Here is a 17,419-nt window from a genome sequence, read left to right as displayed (position 1 = left end):
GCTGAACCCCCGATTGCGCCGATTATCCCACCCTCTTTCGCTTTGTCAAGCCTGGAAAGACGGCTTGACAAAGCGAAAGAGGGTGGGGGCGCAAAAACAATCGGGGGTTGCCAGGGTTGGGGGTTAAAAGAACCTGCCGGCACGGTCTGGTTTGGTCCCGGTGCGGGTGCCGGCCGGGGGCCGGAAGAAGACAGTGCGGTTGGGATCGGTGCCAGTGGCGGCCGGGGGCCGGAAGATATTTAGTCCAGTTCCGTGCGGTGCTAGTGGCGGCCGGGGGCCCAAAGGGCCGTTGCGATTGGTCTCGGTGCGGGTGCCGGCCGGGGGCCGGAAGAGAAGGCCAGATCCGTGCGGTGCAGGTAGGGCCGGGGCCGGGGCTGGGTGCGTTGTGGTTGCTTCCCTGGTCTGGCACTTTTGCTCAGGCCAGGTCTGAGAGCCACTGTTCTACGCCTGCTACGTGGACTGTGGTCCAGGAGCGGGCCAGTTCGGTTTCTCGTAGTGCCAGTGCGTCCACAATGGCTCGGTGTTCTGCGATCGTGCGTTCCGCTGCTCCGGCTTGGGCTATGCCTCGCCAGATGCGCACTCGCACTGTGGGGCCTGCCAGGGTGTCCAGTAGTTGGGCCAGGTAGGCGTTGCCGGAGCACTTGGCGATCGCGCGGTGGAACTCGAGGTCGTGGTCTACCAGTTCCTCTACCGACCTGGCGTTTTCGCCCGCGTCGCACATGGCTCTGAGGGTGGCGATCTCGTCCGGGGTGATGCGTTGTGCTGCCATCGCTGAGGCTGCGGGTTCCAGGATTCGTCTTACCTGGAGGACTTCCAGGACCGAGTCTTCTCCTCGGTGGAGGTCCAGGACGAACGACAGGGCTCCGAGGAGGTCGTCCGCGCGGAGGCTGGAGACGTACGTGCCGTCGCCCTGGCGGACGTCGAGGACTCGCACCAGTGACAAGGCCTTCACCGCTTCTCGCAGGGAGTTGCGGGAGAGGCCCAGGCGTTCTGCCAGGTCCGCTTCGCGGGGAAGTCGGTCGCCCGGCTTCAACTCCCCGCTGACGATCATCTCTTTGACACGCAGGATCGCGTCGTCCGTGACTGCCACGGCACCCTCGACTCGGTAGTAGACCTCGGATGTCTGGTGTCCAGTATGGGCTACTCGTGTGGGTTCCGCGTGTCCCCTCCTTGTTCATGTCCGACTGATCGTGGACTTAGTCGGTTATCTTCTCACCGGACGTGACTAAATCAGTGTTTTGCCGCCATAATGGTCTGGACCATTTGAGGAGGGACCTTGGACACGGTTGTCGCAGCCCCGCGAGCACTACTCGGTCGCACCATCACCGGTCCCGCCTACGTGCGCATCCGGGCCGGGCGGATCGTCGAGGTCGTCGCGGGTGAACCGCCTGCTGGCGCCGAAGTGCTGGCCGACGGACTGCTCACCCCCGGTCTGGTGGACATCCAGATCAACGGGGCGGTCGGTGTCGACTTCGCCGAAGTGGACACCGCGAGCATGAGGGTGGTGGCCGAGGCGTTGCCGCAGACCGGGGTGACCCGGTTCCTGCCCACGCTGATCACCGCCCCCGTGCCGATCGCCATCCGGCAGGCCCGCGCGGTGCTGGCGGCCTCCGCCGCGCTGCCCGAGGGGGTCGGCGCGCGGCCGTTGGGGGTGCACTTCGAAGGACCGTTCCTGTCGCCCAAACGACCCGGTGTGCACGACCCGGCGTTGATGGTCGAACCCGGCGCCGCCCAGATCGACGAGCTGCTGGCCGACGAGACGTTGCGGCGGGCGCTGCGGATGGTCACGCTGGCCCCGGAGCAGCCCGGTGGGCTGGAAGCCGTTCGGCGGCTGTCCGAGGCCGGGATCCTGGTGGCCGTCGGGCACAGCGACGCCACGGGGTCGCAGACGCGCGCCGCGGCGGACGCGGGCGCGCGGATGGTGACCCACCTGTTCAACGCGCAGCGGCCGTTGGGGCACCGGGAACCGGGTGTGCCCGGAGTGGCGCTGGTGGACGAGCGGTTCACGCTCGGGCTCATCGCCGACCTGGCGCACGTGGGGCCGGACGTCTGCCGGTTGGTGTTCAACGCCGCAGGGCACCGGGTGGCGCTGGTGACCGACGCCGTCGCCGCCGCGGGGATGCCGCCGGGGCGCTACCAGCTCGGCGGGGCCGACGTGCTGCTGACCGAGGACGGGGTGCCCCGGTCGCCGGAGGGGACCATCGCGGGCAGCGCGCTGACGTTGGACCGGGCCGTGCGGAACATCGTGTCGGTCGGTGTGGACGTCGCCGACGCCCTGGCCTCGGCGACGATCATCCCCGCCGAGGTCATCGGGGAGTCGGGGCTCGGGCGCTTGGCGCCGGGGGCCGTGGCCGACCTGGTGTGGTGGGACGAGGACCTCAACCCGCGCAAGGTCTGGGTGGACGGGGCGGTCGTGTTCGACGCGGACGCCGGTGGCGTGCTGGCCCCGGCTGTGGGGTACGCGACCGCCGGGCAGTGACCTGGGGGGAACCGGGGGGGGTGGCGGGGGCCTTGCGACCGTGGTCGCGGGGTCCCCGTTGGTGTTCCGGGAGTGAGAACGGAAGAGGGGCCCTCCGGGTGGAGGGCCCCTCTTCCGTTGCGGTCTAGCGGGTGCGGGTGACCTTCTTCAGGCCGCGCGGGCTGTCCGGGTCGCCGCCGCGGGCCAGCGCGAGGCCGTGGGCCAGGCGTTGGACGGGGAGGATCTCCAGGATGGGGGCCACTTCCTCGGCCGTTTCCGCGACCGGGATGCGCAGGGCCGCGGAGACCTTGTCGGCCGCCGAGCCGACCGCGAGCACGTCCGCGCCGCGGCCGTGGACGACGTCCAGGACCTCGTGGAGGGCGTCGCCGCCCTTGCCGGTGCTGGTGACCGCGAGGACGGCCGTCTCGCCGTCCACGGCGGCCACGGGGCCGTGCAGGAGGTCCGCGCCGGAGTAGGCGCGGGCGCCCAGGTAGCTGGTCTCCGCGAGCTTGAGGGCCGCTTCCAGCGCCGTGGGGAGCGAGAAGCCGCGGCCGGTGGTGAGGACGCGGTCCACGAAGCGGTAGCGCTGCACGGCTTCCGCCACCGCGTCGTTCGACGCGTCCAAAGTGGACTGGGCGAGGTCGCCGAGGTTGGCGGCGTGTTCGCCGTTCCCGCCGCGGATGGCGTCGAACAGCAGGTACAGCGCCAGCAGCGTCGCCGAGTAGGTCTTGGTGGCAGCCACGGCGTGCTCGACGCCCGCGCGGACGTCGACCGACAGCTCGGCCGCGCCGTTGAGGGGCGAGTCGGACGTGTTGGTGACCGCCACGGTCAACGCGCCCTGCGCGCGGGCGGCCTGCGTGACCTCCAGGAGGTCCGGGGAGCCGCCGCTCTGGCTGACCGACACGACGAGGACGTCGCGCAGGTCCGGCTTGCCGCCGTACAGCGTGGTCGTGGAGGGGGAGACGAGGCCTGCGGGGAGTTGCAGGAGGACCTCGGTCAGGTACTTCGCGTAGAGGGCCGCGTGGTCGCTGGAACCGCGGGCCGCGAACAGGACGAACCTGGGTTTGCGGTCGCGGACGACCGCGGCGACCTCCGCGATCTCGGCACGCCGCTGGACGAGGTCGGCGAAGATCGCTGGCTGTTGCGCGATCTCCGCCGCCATGTGCTGGCCGGGCTGCTGCTCGGTCATCTCGTAACCCCTGTCAGGTGGTCTTGAGGCGGCTTGAGGCGATGCGCTCTGCCGCGGCTCGCAGGCACACCCGTGAACCGCCATGGGTGTTCACGCGGGCGGCAGTGCCCAGGTCCGGACCGGGCACGCCGGTTTCGACGTGCACCAGGTCCAGACCAATTCTAGTCATGTCGGCGACCAGATCGCGAGCCCAGGCGTGCCGGTGGGCCTCCCGTGTCACCACGATCACGGTCCGGCCGTCGGCCTTCTCCGCGACCTCCTCGGCGGTGACCGAGTCCGTGGCCAGCACTTCCGTGCCCTCCACGAGCTCGGTGAGGTACGGGCCGAGGCCCCACGGCACCGCGCCGACGGCCTCCGACGGGGCGACGACCAGGTCCACCACGAGCAGTGGACCGGTAATGACCAGCTCGCCGGTGACCTCGACGGCCCTTCGCGCGGCTACCAGGCCGATTTCGGCGTCGTGACCGGTGACGGTCGCGGGAGGGGTGCCGAGCGCCGCGGTGCGGGTCGCTGCTTCTTCGAGGCGCTGGCGGGAGAGGGCGCCGGACTCGACGGCGGCGACGATGCTGTCGATCAGCCACTGGAGGCCGTCGTCGTCGAGGGGCTCGCCGCCGAGGCAGAGGGCGTCCACGCCCGCCGCGAGGGCGCGCACGGAGCCCTGGGCGAGGTCGCCGCCCACGGCCTTCATGTCGAGGCCGTCGGTGATGATCGCGCCGGTGAAGCCCAGCTCGTCGCGGAGCACGGCGATGGCCTTGGGGTTGAGCGTGGCCGGTGCCTCGCCCCACTCGGGGATGACGAGGTGCCCGGTCATCACCGAGCGGACGCCCGCGGCGATGGCGGCCCGGAACGGCACCAGCTCCACGGCGTTCAGCTCGGCGACGGTCCTGGGCAGCACCGGCAGCTCGCGGTGCGAGTCGGCGGTGGACGCGCCGTGGCCGGGGAAGTGCTTGGCGCACGCCGCCACGCCGTCGGCCTGCTGGCCCTCCACGAACGCGGCCACGTGCTCGCCCGCGACGACCGGGTCCGACCCGAAGGCGCGGACGCCGATGATCGGGTCCTCCAGGGTCAGCACGAGGTCGGCCGAGGGCGCCAGGTTGAGGCTGACGCCGCACGCGGCGAGGCGGGCGCCGATGGAGGCGGCCACCTCCCGCGTCAGGGCGAGGTCGCCGGTGGCGCCGAGGGCGTGGTTGCCCGGCACCTCCGAGCCCTTGCCGGCGTCGAGGCGGGTGACGTCGCCACCCTCCTCGTCGATGCCGATGACCACGTCGCCGCGTGCCGCGCGGAGCTGCGCGTTCAACGCGGTGACCTGGTCGTCGTCCACGACGTTGCGGCCGAACAGCACGACGCCGCCCAGCCCGTCGGTCACGCGCTTGAGCAACCAGTCGGGAGCGGTGGTCCCGTGGAAACCCGGTAGCAGGACGGCGGCCGCGAGCCGGTGCAGCGACATGCGCTCTATCCCTTCACGGCACCGGCGGTGACGCCGGTGACCATCTTCCGCTGGACGATGAGGAAGAACACGAGCACGGGCACGGTGAACAGGGCGGACGCGGCCATCGCGCCGCCCCAGTCGGTGCCGAACGCGGACTGGAAGCCGCTCAGCCACACGGGCAGGGTCTCCTTGTCCTCGGCGCGCACCATGACCTTGGCGAACAGGAACTCGTTCCACGCCGTGATGAACGCGAACACCGACGTGGCGACGAGGCCGGGGCCGAGCAGCGGCAGCGTGACGCGCCGGAACGCGCCCCACCGGCCGCAGCCGTCGACCATGGCGGCCTCCTCCAGCTCGATCGGGATGCCGTTCACGAAGCCGCGCAGGGTCCACGCGCAGAACGGCAGCGTCACCGCGAAGTAGATGAGGATCAGCGACGACAGCTGCTGGTACAGGCCGAGGTCGCGCATCATCAGGAACATGGGGATGAGCAGGGCCTCGAACGGCGCCATCTGCGCGACGAGCATGAGCATCACGAAGCCCTTGCGGCCGCGGAAGCGCATGCGGGACAGCGCGAGCGCGGCCAGCAGGCCGATCACCAGCGCCGCCACCACGGCGGACAGCGAGACGAGCAGGCTGTTGCCCAGCGACTGGAGGAAGCCCGGCTTGGTCCACGCGGTGACGAAGTTGCTGTTCGTCACCGACGACGGGATCAGGTCGAAGTCGCTGGAGAGCAGGTCCTTCTTCGGCTTGAGGGCCGTCGTGACCATCCAGTAGGTGGGGAAGGCGAAGAACGCCGCGATGAACACCGCGACGACGTTCGCCGACACCTTCTTCGCGTTCACAGCTTGCCCTCCTGGGTCTGGAGCAGCTTCCGCAGGTAGGACACCGTCAGCAGGGTCAGGATGACGACCATGAGCACGCTCACCGCCGCGGCCACGCCGAAGTGGCTCTGCGAGATGCCCTCCAGGTACTGCAGGACCGGCAGCGTCGTGGAACCGCCGCTCGGCCCACCCTCCTTGAACACCCAGATCTGGGTGAAGACCTTGAAGTCCCACAGCAGCGACAGGAACGTCACCATCATCAGCAGGGGCTTCAGCTCGGGCCAGGTGACCGCCCGGAACGTCTGCCACGCCGTCGCGCCGTCGATGCCCGCGGCCTCGTAGAGGTCCGCGGGGACGCCGATCACGCCCGCGTAGAGGGAGAAGGCGAGGAAGGGGATCGCCTGCCACACGATGAGCAGCCCGATGACCGACAGCGTCGCCGTGCCCGTGGAGAACCACGAGTGGCCCGCGTAGTCGAAGCCGAGCTTCACCAGGATCTTGTTCAGGATCCCGTACTGCTGGTCGAAGATCCACTGGTAGACCGTGGTCGACGCGATGATCGGCATCGCCCACGCCAGCAGCATGCACACCTGGAGCAGGATGCGGATCGGCGTGCTGAGCTGGCGCATCAGCAGCGCGATCACGAGCCCCACCACCACGGAGGTGGCCACCACGACGGCCGTGAAGACCACCGTGCGGACGGTGATCTCCCAGAAGCGCGGGTCGCTCAGGACCTTGGTGTAGTTGTCCAGTCCGACCCACTTGACCTCGCCGCGGACGAGTTCACCCAGGTCGAGCTTGCGGAAACTGGTCACCACCACCGAGACGACCGGGAAACCGATCAGCCACAGGATGCCGATCACGGCGGGGGCCAGCAGCAGGTACGGCAGCAACCGGTCGAAGGCGCTACCCCGGCGGCGCCTCGCGCCGCCCGCAACGGCACGCCGCGGTGCCGGCGAGGAAGTCCTCACCGGCACCGCGGCGTCGGTCGTTTCAACGGCCGTCATCGGGGATCGTCAGCCGCCGAGCAACGCGGTCAGCGCTGTGTTGGCGTCGCCCGTGGCCTGGTCCAGGCTCTTCGCGCCGGTGAGGTACGCGGTGAGCATGTCCTTCAGCGGGTTCTGGCCCGCTTCGACGGCCGCCCACTTCGGCGTGGCCGGGGTGACCTTGCCGTTGGCCGAGGAGGCGGCGAGCGCCTTGCCGACCGGGTTGGAGGCGAGCGAGGCGGTGTCCTTCGAGGTGCCGGGCACGGTGCCTGCGGCGCCGAGCTGGTCCTGGTACTTCTTGCTGCTGAGCAGCTTCAGGTAGCTCTTGGCCAGGTCGACGTTCTTGCTACCGGCCGGGATCGCGAGGTTGGAGCCGCCGAGGAACACGGGAGCGGCCTTGCCGGCGGTCTTGGACGGGATCGGGAACGCGGAGGTCTTCTTCTCCAGGTCCGGGTTGGCCTTGACGGCGCCGCCCAGCTCCCACGGCAGACCGATCATCATCGCCACGTTGCCCGTGCCGAAGACCTCCATCTGCTGCGGCTTGGCCTCGTCGGTGTCCTTCGGGGCCTTGGTGCCGGAGGCGTCGACGAGCTTCTTGTAGAAGTCCACGCCCGCCTTGGCCTGGGCGGAGTCGAGCGAGCCGACGAACTTGTCGCCGTCCTTCTTCGCGACGTCGCCACCCTGGTCCCAGATGAACGAGAGCAGCGTGTACCAGGACTGGCCCGGCAGGTAGAGCGCCTGGAAGTCCGGGTTGGACGCGTTGGCGGTCTTCAGCTTCTCGATCGCGGCCAGCCACTCGTCGTTCGAGGTGGGCGGCGCGGTGATGCCGGCGGCCTCGAACAGGTCCGTCCGGTACAGGACGGTGCGGTTCGACGCGTAGAACGGCAGGCCGAACTGCTTGTTCTCCCACGTGAGGGAGTCCTTGAGGCCGCCGAGCCACTCGCCGCCGTTGAGGTTGGCGGCGTCACCGGTCAGGTCGAGCAGCGTGCCCTCGGACGCGAACTTCGGCGTCTGGGTGTTGCCGAGCTCGATGACGTCCGGCGGGGTGTCGCTGGTCAGCGCCGTGGTCAGCTTCTCCTGGATGCCGCCCCACTTCTGGACCTCGTACTTGACCGTGACGTCCTTGTTCGAGTCCTGGAACTCCTTGTTCAAGGCGTCGGTCAGCGTGGTCGGCGCGGAGCCGTCCATCAGCCAGACCGTCAGGGTCTTCGGGCCGCTCGACTCAGCGGCCGTCGTACCCGACGGGCTCGTGCCACATCCGGCCACGGTTACCGCCAGTGCGGCGGCACCAACGGCAAGTCCTCTCCAGCCCTTCACGTTTGCGCCCTTTCAGAAGCCCGGTCGAACATCGACCGGGACCAGCCAAGTGGTGTAGACCAATGCGGCCTAGAGTGTGCCGCGCCACAGCCCCTGTCAAGCACGTTGCCGAGACGTTGCAAAGTCATCCGACGAATTTCCTATGGCTTGTCGGGGGTTCGAACGCACGATCCGGCGCGGACAAGGCATCCTGTGGGTGGAGCCGCGATGCTGTACGAGGAGGAAGGCCATGCTGGAGACGACGCCTGGAGCAGGCGTGGACGCCAGGTCTCGTGCGCAACGCGAGCCGAAGTACTGGGGACTCAAGCGGCACCTGCTGGACCTGTTGCGCGCGCTGCCGCCCGGATCCCCCATCCCGACCGAACGGTCGCTGGCCGCGGACTTCGACGTGTCGAGGACCACGGTCCGCCAGGCGCTCGCCGAGCTGACCGTCGAAGGACGGCTGCTCAGGGTGCAGGGCAAGGGAACCTTCGCGGCCGAGCCGAAGGTCGCGCAGCGCCTTCAGCTGTCTTCGTACACAGAGGACATGCGAGCTCAGGGCCGCAAGCCGTCGTCACGGCTGATCGAGGCGTCCGAGTTGCCCGCCGAAGCGGAACTGGCCAGGTTCCTCGGCGTGCGGGCGGGCGCGAAGGTGCTCAGGCTGCACCGGTTGCGGCTCGCCGACGACGAGCCCATGGCCATCGAGACGACCCACCTCGCGCTGGGCCGGTTCCGCGGCCTGCGCCGCTACCTCGCCCCCGGCACCTCGCTCTACCAGGTGCTCCGGGAGCGGTTCGGCGTCGAGATGGGCCACGCCGAGGAGACGATCGAGACCGCTCTCGCCAGCCCCGAGGAGGCCGAACTCCTGGGCGCGGACATCGGCCTGCCGATGCTGCTGCTGTCGAGGCACTCGTTCGACACCGAGGGCAACCCCGTGGAGTGGGTGCGAAGCGTGTACCGGGGGGACCGGTACAAGTTCGTGGCCACTCTCAACCGCCCGGCGGGCTGATTGTCGACAAGCCGCTCCGCGCTCGTCGCGGAGCGGCTTTTCCGCACTCGTGAACGGCCATTCGGCGCACTGGTCATAACCACGTCGGCGCAGGTCAGATCGATCCGGAAGTCCACTTTCGGACAACGTGACACTAGTTCGCCTATCCGGTTTGGCGATGGAGCCCGAAACTGCCGGACCCCCTCCGCGGGCGGTAATTCGGGGGCGTTCCCGATCAGGGGACCTCGGTGTCGCAGTGGCCTTGTTCACCGGTTTGGGCCCGTCGTGGACACCCGGCCGTAACACCTCTGGGCTGCGGTCCCGGCGGCGGATGAACCGGCCGCGGGCCCGGCCAAGCGTCCCATAGGGTGAAATTCGGGCCTGAGTCCCATAGGGATTTCGAATGGCTCGTGGCGTTGTCGTGACCTTCCCGGCACCGGCTCGACGGAGCCCGCGCCACCGGACGGGGTCACAATGGCGCCGTGGTGACCACCGAAGTGATCGTCTGGGGCACTCCCAGGGCCAAGGCCGTGCTCGCGACCACCATCGTCGGCTCGGGCATGGCGATGCTGGACAGCACGATCGTCAACGTCGCGCTGCCGAAGATCGGCGAGGAGCTGCACGCGTCCGTCGCGGGCCTCCAGTGGATCCTCGACGGCTACCTGCTGTCCCTCGCGGCGCTGATCCTCGTGGCCGGGTCGCTCGGCGACCGCTACGGCCGCAGGCGCATGTTCACCTTCGGCGTCCTCTGGTTCGGCGCGGCCTCGCTGCTGTGCGGCCTGGCGCCCACCACGGAACTGCTGGTCGCGGCCCGCATCCTCCAAGGTGTGGGCGGCGCGCTGCTGACGCCGGGCTCGCTGGCGATCCTCCAGTCCACGTTCGCCCGCAAGGACCGGTCGCGGGCGATCGGCGCGTGGTCGGGCCTCGGGGGCATCGCGTCGGCCGTCGGCCCGCTCGCGGGCGGCCTGCTGGTGCAGGCCGGGAGCTGGCGGCTGGCGTTCCTCATCAACGTGCCGATCGCCGTCGTGTGCGTGTGGATGGCCCGCAGGTTCGTCCCGGAGTCCCGCGACGAGACCCTGACCGGCCACCCGAACATCCTCGGCTCCGTGGTCGGCGCGCTCGGTCTCGCGGGCCTCACCGGCGCGCTGGTCGAGGCCCCCGCACGCGGCGTCGGCGACCCGCTGGTCCTCGGAGCGGCCGTCGTCGGGATCGTCGGCTTGATCGCCTTCGGCCTGCTCCAGGTCCGCGGCCACACCCCGCTCGTCCCGCCGCAGCTGTTCGCCAACCGCACGTTCGTCCTGGCCAACGCCCTGACGTTCCTGATGTACGCGGCGCTGGGCGGCGTGCTGGTGCTGATGATCCTCCAGCTCCAGGTGTCGCTGCACTACTCGCCGACGGCCGCGGGACTGGCCGGTCTGCCGATCACGATCATCATGCTGGTGCTGTCCGCGCGGTCCGGCCGCCTGGCCCAGCGCGTCGGCCCCCGCACCCAACTGGTGGTCGGACCGCTCCTGGTCGCGACCGGCATGCTCCTGCTGCGCAACGCCGAACCCGGAGCCACCTACCTCACCGGCGTCCTCCCCGGCATCGTCGTCTTCGGCCTCGGCCTGGCCACGGTCGTCGCCCCCGTCACGGCCACCGTGCTCGCCGCCGCCCCCGACCGCTTCGCGGGCGTCGCCTCGGGCGTGAACAACGCCGTAGCCCGGACCGGCAGCCTCGTCGCCGTGGCGGCCCTGCCCGCGCTGTCCGGGCTCACCGGCACCGCGTACACCGATCCCACCGCGATGACGGCGAGCTGGCAGAAGGCCCTGCTCGTGTGCGCGGGCGCGGCCGCCGTCGGCGGGCTGCTGGCGCTGGGCACGGACAACGACACCCTCCGCGACACCCCGCCCCAGCCCGACGCCGAGACGCCCGGCCCCGGCGACTGCCACTCGTGCGGCGTCGAGGGCCCGCCCACGCACGTGCGGGCGGGTCGGACCTAGACCGCCAGGAGTTCCGCCAGCAGCTCCGGGTCCAGGTTCCCGCCGGACACCACCGCCACGGTCCTGCCCAGCGGCAGCTCGTCCCGCCGGTTGAGGTAGGCCGCGACGACGACCGCGCCGCTGGGCTCGGCGATCAGCCGCGACCGCCGGGCCAGCCACGCCACGGCCGCGCGGATCTCGTCCTCGGACACCGTCACGACCCCGTCGACCAGTTCCCGCATGTGGCTGAACGTCAGCTCGGACGGTTCGGCCCGCAGCCCGTCGGCGATCGTCCTGGCCCGCAGCGCGGGCGGCCACGAGGCCGACCGGCGGCCCGCGCGGAGGCTGTCGGCGGCGTCGGCGGCCAGCGCGGGCTCGACGCCGATGACGCGGGCGTCCGGGCACAGGGACTTGATCGCCACGGCCACCCCGGAGATCAGCCCGCCACCGCTGACCGGCACCAGGACGGTCTCCACCGAGGGCAGGTCCTCGGCGATCTCCAGCCCGACGGTGCCCTGCCCGGCGATCACGTCCACGTGGTCGAACGGCGGGATCAGCGTGGCCCCCCGCTGGTGGGCGAGGTACCGGGCGCGGGACTCCCGTTCCGGCATCGGCACCACGTGGACCTCCGCGCCGAGCGCGAGGGTGGCGTCGATCTTCATCTGCGGCGTGTTGTCCGGCACGACGATCGCCGCGGGCACGCCGAACAGCGCGGCCGCGTGGGCGACGGCCTGGGCGTGGTTGCCGCTGGAGTAGGCGACCACCCCCAGCGCTCGGACGTCCTCGGGCAGCCGGGCCAGCGCGTGGTAGGCGCCGCGGATCTTGAACGCGCCCACGGACTGGAGGTTCTCGGGTTTGAGCCACAGCGGTCGGTCGGGGTCGGCCCACGGACACGGCAGGAGCGGGGTTCGCAGCACGGCGGGGGCCACGAGGTCGGCCGCCGCCCGGATGTCGGAAATCGTGACCAGGCGCACCAGGAGATGATGCGTGGTGGTCCTCACCTCCGACCAACCGACACGGCGGTCGACCCGTCCACCTCTCGGACGAGCAGGAAACCGGCTAGCAGTTGAGGATCATGAGCGAGGAGAACGAGAAGAAGACCGGACTGGACCTCAAGCCCGCGCAGATCGCCGCGGGAGCGTTGGCCGCGGTGACCGCGGCCTTCCTGGGATCGAAGTTGAACGTCGCCGGCACTGTCGCCGGCGCCGCTGTCGCCAGTGTCGTGAGCACCATCGGCAGCGCGCTGTACCAGAGCTCCATCGAACGGACCCGCGCCTCGGTGCGGCGGGTCGGCAGCAAGGCGTGGGTGGTAAAACCGGCAGCCGGCCGGACCGATGCCGAGGTCGTCGAGGAGATCGAAGAGGACAAGGTCCACACGGTCCCCGTGACCGAAGTGGACACCGAGGACAAAACACCGGAAACCCGGCGCTGGCCGAGGATCGCGGCCGGGGCGCTGCTGGTGTTCGTGCTCGGGATGCTGGCCGTGACGGGTGTCGAGTGGGTGCGCGGCGCACCGCTCTCCGGCGGCACCGAGGGCACGAGCCTCGGCGCGGTCGTGGGCAAGCCGACCGACCGCAAGCCCGAGGCCCCGCCGCCGAGCGGGGCGTCCACTCCGGACGCCCCGAGCGCCACGACCCCGCCGCCGAGCACGACCTCCGGAGCGCCCTCGACGACGACCGGGTCGAGCGCGCCGAGCACGTCCTCGCAGCCCTCGACGACCCCGTCGTCGACCGCTCTGCAGACGAGCGAGGCGCCCCCCGTGCAGTCCACTCCGGCACCGCCGTCGAGCGTGGGAACGCCGGGGTAAACCGCCGAATCGACCAACTGGCAACAAACCCGATCCGGTGATCGTTTCATTACTCCGAGTAAGAGTTAACAGTCAATAGCTACACACCGGAGTCGAACGGTCGTGAGCTGTGACACACTTCGCCCTCAGATGGCCTCAACCGTCACAGGTCACAGGCCTATAACGTCGCTCGATCGGGTGAATACCGGTGAGTAGACAACCGGGAGGAGGGCTGTGCGAACCGTGGAAACCCCACGACGACGCGTCACTCCGAGGCTTTCCGAGGTCATTTCGCGACCCTCATCCGAACGGGCATGGCACCGAGGACGGGACGGAAGAAGTAGGAGGAGGGTGGGGCGACCCCTGCCGCCGCCCCACCACCCGTCCCCCTAGAGCCCCCGAGAGCCGGTCCCTGCAACCAGCTCACGGGTTCCCTGCACCCGAAGATGAGGGAGACGTCTAATGATCCGCACGAGTGCGGCCCGCCTCACCGGAGTTGCCCTGCTGGCGGCCGGCGCGGCGATTGCTCTCAGCGTACCGGCGATCGCCGGTCCCGCTGCGGTGAACGTGGCAAGTCCCGCCGACACGGAGAGCTACTCCCCGGAGTTGCTCCAAGCGGTCCAGCGGGACCTCGGCCTGAACGCCGACCAAGCACGCACCCGACTGGCCAACGACGCCAACTCGGGCACCATCGAGACCAAGGTGAAGGACGCCCTCGGCGACAAGTTCGCGGGCGCCTGGATCGACTCGGTCTCGGGCAAGCTCACCGTCGGGACCACGGACGCCACCAAGTCCGACACCGCCCGCTCGCTGGGCGCCGACGTCCGGGTCGTCCGGTTCTCGCAGCAGCAGCTCGCGGGCACCCAGGCGGCGCTGGACTCCCTGAAGGCGCCCGCCTCGGTCACGAGCTGGCGCGTCGACGAGGCCTCCAACACGGTCGTCGTCGAGGTCAACCGCGACAAGCGGGACGCGGCGGCCGAGGCCTTCCTGGCCACGGCCCGCGGCATCAGCCCCGCGGTCACCGTCGCGGAGACCACGGACACGCCGACGACGCTCTACGACACCCGCGGCGGCGACGCGTACTACATCGGCGGCAGCCGCTGCTCGATCGGCTTCGCGGTCACCGGCGGCTTCGTGTCGGCGGGCCACTGCGGCAGCGTGGGCAGCACCACCACCGGCTTCAACCGGGTCTCCCAGGGCACGTTCCGGGGCTCGTCGTTCCCCGGAAACGACTACTCCTGGGTGGCGACGAACAGCAGCTGGACCTCCCGTCCGTGGGTGAACCGCTACAACGGCTCCAACGTCACCGTCACGGGCTCCACCTCGGCGGCCGTCGGCGCGGCGATCTGCCGGTCCGGCTCCACCACGGGCTGGCGCTGCGGCACGGTCCAGCAGAAGAACGCGACCGTGAACTACTCGCAGGGCTCGGTGTCCGGCCTGACCAGGACCAACGCCTGCGCGGAGCCCGGTGACTCGGGCGGCTCGTGGGTCGCGGGCACCAACTTCAGCCAGGCCCAGGGCGTGACCTCGGGTGGTTCGGGCAACTGCACCTCCGGCGGCACGACCTACTTCCAGCCGGTCGGCGAGATCCTGTCGGCCTACGGTCTGACCCTCACCAGGGGCTGACCGGGCACGTCCGGCGGCGAGCAGCCTCCCTGCCCGCTCGACGCCACCCCGCGAACGCCCCCGTACCGGCACCCTGCTCCGGTACGGGGGCGTTCCGCTTCGTCAGAGCAGGGCCCGCAGCGCCCGCGCGGCCGCCTTGGGGTCCTCGGCGGCGGTGATCGCCCGGACGACCACGATCCGGGTCGCGCCCGCGTCCAGCACCTCGTGCAGGTTCCCGAGGTCGATCCCGCCGATCGCGAACCACGGCCGCTCCGCCGTCGTGGCGCGCACGAGGTCGAGGCCGGGGGCCGGGCGGCCCGGCTTGGTCGGCGTCGGCCAGCACGGGCCGGTGCAGAAGTAGTCGACGCCGGGCTCGGCCGCGGCCGCCGTCATCTGCTCGACGTCGTGCGTCGACCGGCCGATCACCACGTCGTCGCCGAGCAGCCTCCGCGCCACGGGGACCGGCAGGTCGTCCTGCCCGAGGTGCAGCACGTCCGCGTCGACCGCCGCCGCCACGTCCGCGCGGTCGTTGACCGACAGCAGGGCTCCGTGCCGCTCGCACGCCTCGGCCAGCACCTCCAGCGCGGCGATCTCCTGCCTGGCCTCCAGCCCCTTGTCGCGCAGCTGGACGATGTCGACGCCGCCCGCGAGAGCCGCGTCGACGAAGTCGGCGAGGTCGCCGCGGTCGGCGCGCGCGTCCGTGCAGAGGTAGAGCTTCGCCGCGGCGAGCCGCCGCCTGATCCGGGTTCCGTCGAGTCCTGGCACGGGTCAGGACGGTAACCGCGCCACCGATCCGTGCGCTACGGTGAAGGTGGTTCCGCACGGGAGCCCGGAATCCACCGGGCTGAGAGGGAGCGTGGTTCGCTCCGACCGTCGAACCTGATCCGGGTCATGCCGGCGCAGGGAGCGTGAGTGCCTTGGTTCCACGGGTGTCCGTGTTGGGCGGCGGTGTCATCGGCCTGTCCATCGCCTGGCGGGTCGCCGCCAGTGGTTGTGCCGTCACGGTTTTCGACGACGAGTGCCGCACCGGCGGCTCGTGGGTCGCGGGCGGGATGCTCGCCCCGGTCACCGAGTCGTGGCCCGGCGAGGAGGAGCTGCTGGACCTGGGCTCCCGGTCGCTGGCGCGGTGGCCGTCGTTCGCCCGAGAACTGGGCGACGTGGGCCTGCGCGCGGAGGGAACCCTCGCCGTGGCACTGGATTCCGCCGACGTGGGCGTGCTGGACGTGCTCGCCGACCACCTGCGCGGCCTCGGTCGCGAGGCCGACCGGCTGACCGGTCGCGAGCTGCGCGCGCTCGAACCCGGTCTGGGGCCGCGGGTGCGCGGCGGCCTGTCCGTGCCCGGAGACCTCGCCCTGGACAACCGGAAGCTGTTGTCCGCGCTGCGCAAGGCGTGCGCCGCCGAAGGTGTGGTCGTCGAACCGCGGCGGGCGACGGTGTCCACTGTGGACGCGGACGTCGTGGTGATCGCCGCGGGCGCGTGGAGCGGCGAGCTGCACCCCGCGCTGGCGCCGGTGATCCGGCCGGTCAAGGGCGAGATCCTGCGGCTGGCGGGTCGCCGCGGAGCGCTGCCGCCGCCGACCAGGACGATCCGCGCGCACGTGGAGGGCCGCCCGGTCTACCTGGTGCCCAGGGACGGCGGGCTCGTGGTGGGCGCGACCCAGTACGACAGCGGGTTCGACGCGGCCGTCACCGTCGGCGGCGTGCGGGACCTGCTGCGCGACGCGGAGGTCGTGCTGCCGGGCATCGCCGAGTACGAGCTGGTCGAGGCCGCCGCCGGGTTCCGCGCGGGCAGCCCGGACAACCTGCCGGTGATCAGGTGGCTGGAACCCGGTGTGCTGGCCGCGACCGGCCACCACCGCAACGGACTGCTGCTCGCGCCGATCACGGCGGACGTGGTGCTGACCCTGCTGCGCGAAGGAGGAACCCGGTGAAGGCACGGGTCAACGGCGAACTGCGCGACCTGCCGGACGACACGACCGTGGCGGCGGTGCTGGACCTGCTCGGCGCCCCCGCTCGCGGGGTGGCCGTGGCGGTCGACGGCGAGGTCGTGCCGAGGGCGCAGTGGCCGTCCACGGTCGTGCCCGACGGCGGCACGGTCGAAGTGCTCACCGCGGTCCAGGGAGGGTGAACGTGGACGATCCGCTGGTCATCGCGGGCCGGGAGTTCGGCTCGCGGCTCGTCATGGGGACCGGGGGCGCGGCGAACCTGTCCGTGCTCGAACGCGCGCTGGTCGCCTCGGGCACCGAGCTGACCACCGTGGCGATGCGCCGGATGGACGTCGGCGGCGGAACCGGCGTGCTGGAGCTGTTGCGGCGCTTGGGGATCGAGGTGCTGCCCAACACCGCGGGCTGCCGGGGCGCGGCCGAGGCCGTGCTGACCGCGCGGCTGGCGCGCGAGGCGCTGGAGACGAACTGGGTGAAGCTGGAGGTGGTGGCGGACGAGAAGACGCTGCTGCCCGACCCGTTCGAGCTGCTGGCCGCCGCGGAGACGTTGGTGGACGACGGTTTCGTGGTCCTGCCCTACACCAACGACGACCCGGTGCTCGCCCAGCGGCTGGAGGACGTCGGCTGCGCCACCGTGATGCCGCTCGGCTCGCCGATCGGGACCGGGCTGGGCATCCGCAACCCGCACAACATCGAGCTGATCGTGTCCCGCGCGACCGTGCCGGTGGTCCTGGACGCGGGCGTCGGCACCGCGTCGGACGCGGCGCTGGCGATGGAGCTGGGGTGCTCCGCTGTGCTCTTGGCCACGGCCGTGACGCGGGCCCGCGACCCGGAGCGGATGGCCGCGGCGATGCGCGCGGGCGTGGAAGGCGGCAGGTTGGCCAGGGTGGCGGGCCGGATCCCCCAGCGGTTCTGGGCGCAGGCGTCCAGCCCGGCCGTGGAGGGGTGATCACC

General features: G+C 71.0%; 16 protein-coding genes and 1 riboswitch. Of the genes, 8 read left to right on the top strand and 8 right to left on the bottom strand.

What is annotated here, in order from left to right:
- Positions 1-415 precede the first annotated feature (415 nt).
- Complete coding sequence (locus ACFWW9_RS04345; protein WP_390371216.1) at positions 416-1,090, bottom strand: FadR/GntR family transcriptional regulator; 675 nt, start codon at positions 1,088-1,090, stop codon at positions 416-418.
- A 186-nt stretch (positions 1,091-1,276) separates the two neighbouring features.
- Here ACFWW9_RS04345 and nagA point away from each other — a divergent pair, with 186 nt between their 5' ends.
- On the top strand, positions 1,277-2,479 hold the full coding sequence (gene nagA, locus ACFWW9_RS04340) for an N-acetylglucosamine-6-phosphate deacetylase (RefSeq protein ID WP_390371215.1): 1,203 nt from the start codon (positions 1,277-1,279) through the stop codon (positions 2,477-2,479).
- Positions 2,480-2,603: 124 nt separating this feature from the next.
- On the opposite strand, the gene ACFWW9_RS04335 is transcribed toward nagA, so the two are convergent.
- Genes ACFWW9_RS04335 through ACFWW9_RS04315 form a run of 5 tightly spaced genes read right to left on the bottom strand, consistent with a single transcriptional unit; the run spans position 2,604 to position 8,203 of the window.
- A complete protein-coding gene (locus ACFWW9_RS04335) occupies positions 2,604-3,647 on the bottom strand; it encodes an SIS domain-containing protein (protein ID WP_390371214.1) in 1,044 nt (347 codons plus the stop codon).
- 13 nt (positions 3,648-3,660) lie between these two features.
- Complete coding sequence (locus ACFWW9_RS04330; RefSeq protein ID WP_390371212.1) at positions 3,661-5,094, bottom strand: glycoside hydrolase family 3 protein; 1,434 nt, start codon at positions 5,092-5,094, stop codon at positions 3,661-3,663.
- 5 nt (positions 5,095-5,099) lie between these two features.
- Positions 5,100-5,921 (bottom strand): carbohydrate ABC transporter permease, encoded by an 822-nt coding sequence (locus ACFWW9_RS04325; protein WP_390371210.1) that lies wholly within the window; start codon positions 5,919-5,921, stop codon positions 5,100-5,102.
- Positions 5,918-6,907, bottom strand: a complete 990-nt coding sequence (locus ACFWW9_RS04320; RefSeq protein ID WP_390371208.1) for a carbohydrate ABC transporter permease — start codon at positions 6,905-6,907, stop codon at positions 5,918-5,920. Before ACFWW9_RS04320 ends, ACFWW9_RS04325 begins: the two co-directional genes overlap by 4 nt.
- 9 nt (positions 6,908-6,916) lie before the next feature.
- Positions 6,917-8,203 carry a sugar ABC transporter substrate-binding protein gene (locus ACFWW9_RS04315; RefSeq protein ID WP_390371206.1) on the bottom strand — a complete coding sequence of 429 codons (1,287 nt, stop codon included), beginning with the start codon at positions 8,201-8,203 and terminating at the stop codon, positions 6,917-6,919.
- Between the two features lie 229 nt (positions 8,204-8,432).
- On the opposite strand from ACFWW9_RS04315, the gene ACFWW9_RS04310 reads away from it, so the two are divergent.
- Together ACFWW9_RS04310 and ACFWW9_RS04305 are read left to right on the top strand one after the other, a co-directional pair.
- Positions 8,433-9,191 (top strand): GntR family transcriptional regulator, encoded by a 759-nt coding sequence (locus ACFWW9_RS04310; protein WP_106185379.1) that lies wholly within the window; start codon positions 8,433-8,435, stop codon positions 9,189-9,191.
- Between the two features lie 461 nt (positions 9,192-9,652).
- Complete coding sequence (locus ACFWW9_RS04305; RefSeq protein ID WP_390371204.1) at positions 9,653-11,152, top strand: MFS transporter; 1,500 nt, start codon at positions 9,653-9,655, stop codon at positions 11,150-11,152.
- On the opposite strand, the gene ACFWW9_RS04300 is transcribed toward ACFWW9_RS04305, so the two are convergent.
- Positions 11,149-12,105, bottom strand: coding sequence for a threonine/serine dehydratase (locus ACFWW9_RS04300; RefSeq protein ID WP_390371203.1), 957 nt, complete (start codon positions 12,103-12,105; stop codon positions 11,149-11,151). The genes ACFWW9_RS04305 and ACFWW9_RS04300 overlap by 4 nt on opposite strands.
- A gap of 101 nt (positions 12,106-12,206) precedes the next feature.
- Between ACFWW9_RS04300 and ACFWW9_RS04295 the strand changes: the two genes are divergently transcribed.
- Both ACFWW9_RS04295 and ACFWW9_RS04290 read left to right on the top strand, forming a co-directional pair.
- On the top strand, positions 12,207-12,938 hold the full coding sequence (locus ACFWW9_RS04295; RefSeq protein ID WP_390371202.1) for a hypothetical protein: 732 nt from the start codon (positions 12,207-12,209) through the stop codon (positions 12,936-12,938).
- A 441-nt stretch (positions 12,939-13,379) separates the two neighbouring features.
- Positions 13,380-14,543, top strand: a complete 1,164-nt coding sequence (locus ACFWW9_RS04290) for a S1 family peptidase (RefSeq protein ID WP_390371200.1) — start codon at positions 13,380-13,382, stop codon at positions 14,541-14,543.
- Between the two features lie 102 nt (positions 14,544-14,645).
- On the opposite strand, the gene thiE is transcribed toward ACFWW9_RS04290, so the two are convergent.
- A complete protein-coding gene (gene thiE, locus ACFWW9_RS04285; protein WP_390371198.1) occupies positions 14,646-15,287 on the bottom strand; it encodes a thiamine phosphate synthase in 642 nt (213 codons plus the stop codon).
- A 46-nt stretch (positions 15,288-15,333) separates the two neighbouring features.
- Positions 15,334-15,445: riboswitch (TPP riboswitch) on the top strand.
- 6 nt (positions 15,446-15,451) lie between these two features.
- Here thiE and thiO point away from each other — a divergent pair.
- From thiO to ACFWW9_RS04270, 3 genes are read left to right on the top strand one after another with little or no spacing between them, the layout of a single operon-like run.
- A complete protein-coding gene (gene thiO, locus ACFWW9_RS04280; RefSeq protein WP_390371196.1) occupies positions 15,452-16,453 on the top strand; it encodes a glycine oxidase ThiO in 1,002 nt (333 codons plus the stop codon).
- Complete coding sequence (gene thiS / locus ACFWW9_RS04275; protein WP_390371195.1) at positions 16,450-16,650, top strand: sulfur carrier protein ThiS; 201 nt, start codon at positions 16,450-16,452, stop codon at positions 16,648-16,650. The genes thiO and thiS overlap by 4 nt, the downstream gene beginning before the upstream one ends.
- A gap of 2 nt (positions 16,651-16,652) precedes the next feature.
- A complete protein-coding gene (locus ACFWW9_RS04270; RefSeq protein ID WP_390371193.1) occupies positions 16,653-17,414 on the top strand; it encodes a thiazole synthase in 762 nt (253 codons plus the stop codon).
- Positions 17,415-17,419: the final 5 nt, after the last annotated feature.

The sequence above is a fragment of the Umezawaea sp. NPDC059074 genome (genome assembly GCF_042738955.1).
Lineage (GTDB): Bacteria > Actinomycetota > Actinomycetes > Mycobacteriales > Pseudonocardiaceae > Umezawaea.
Note: the sequence above shows the minus strand (reverse complement) of the source record. Positions and strands in the feature narration are given on the sequence as shown.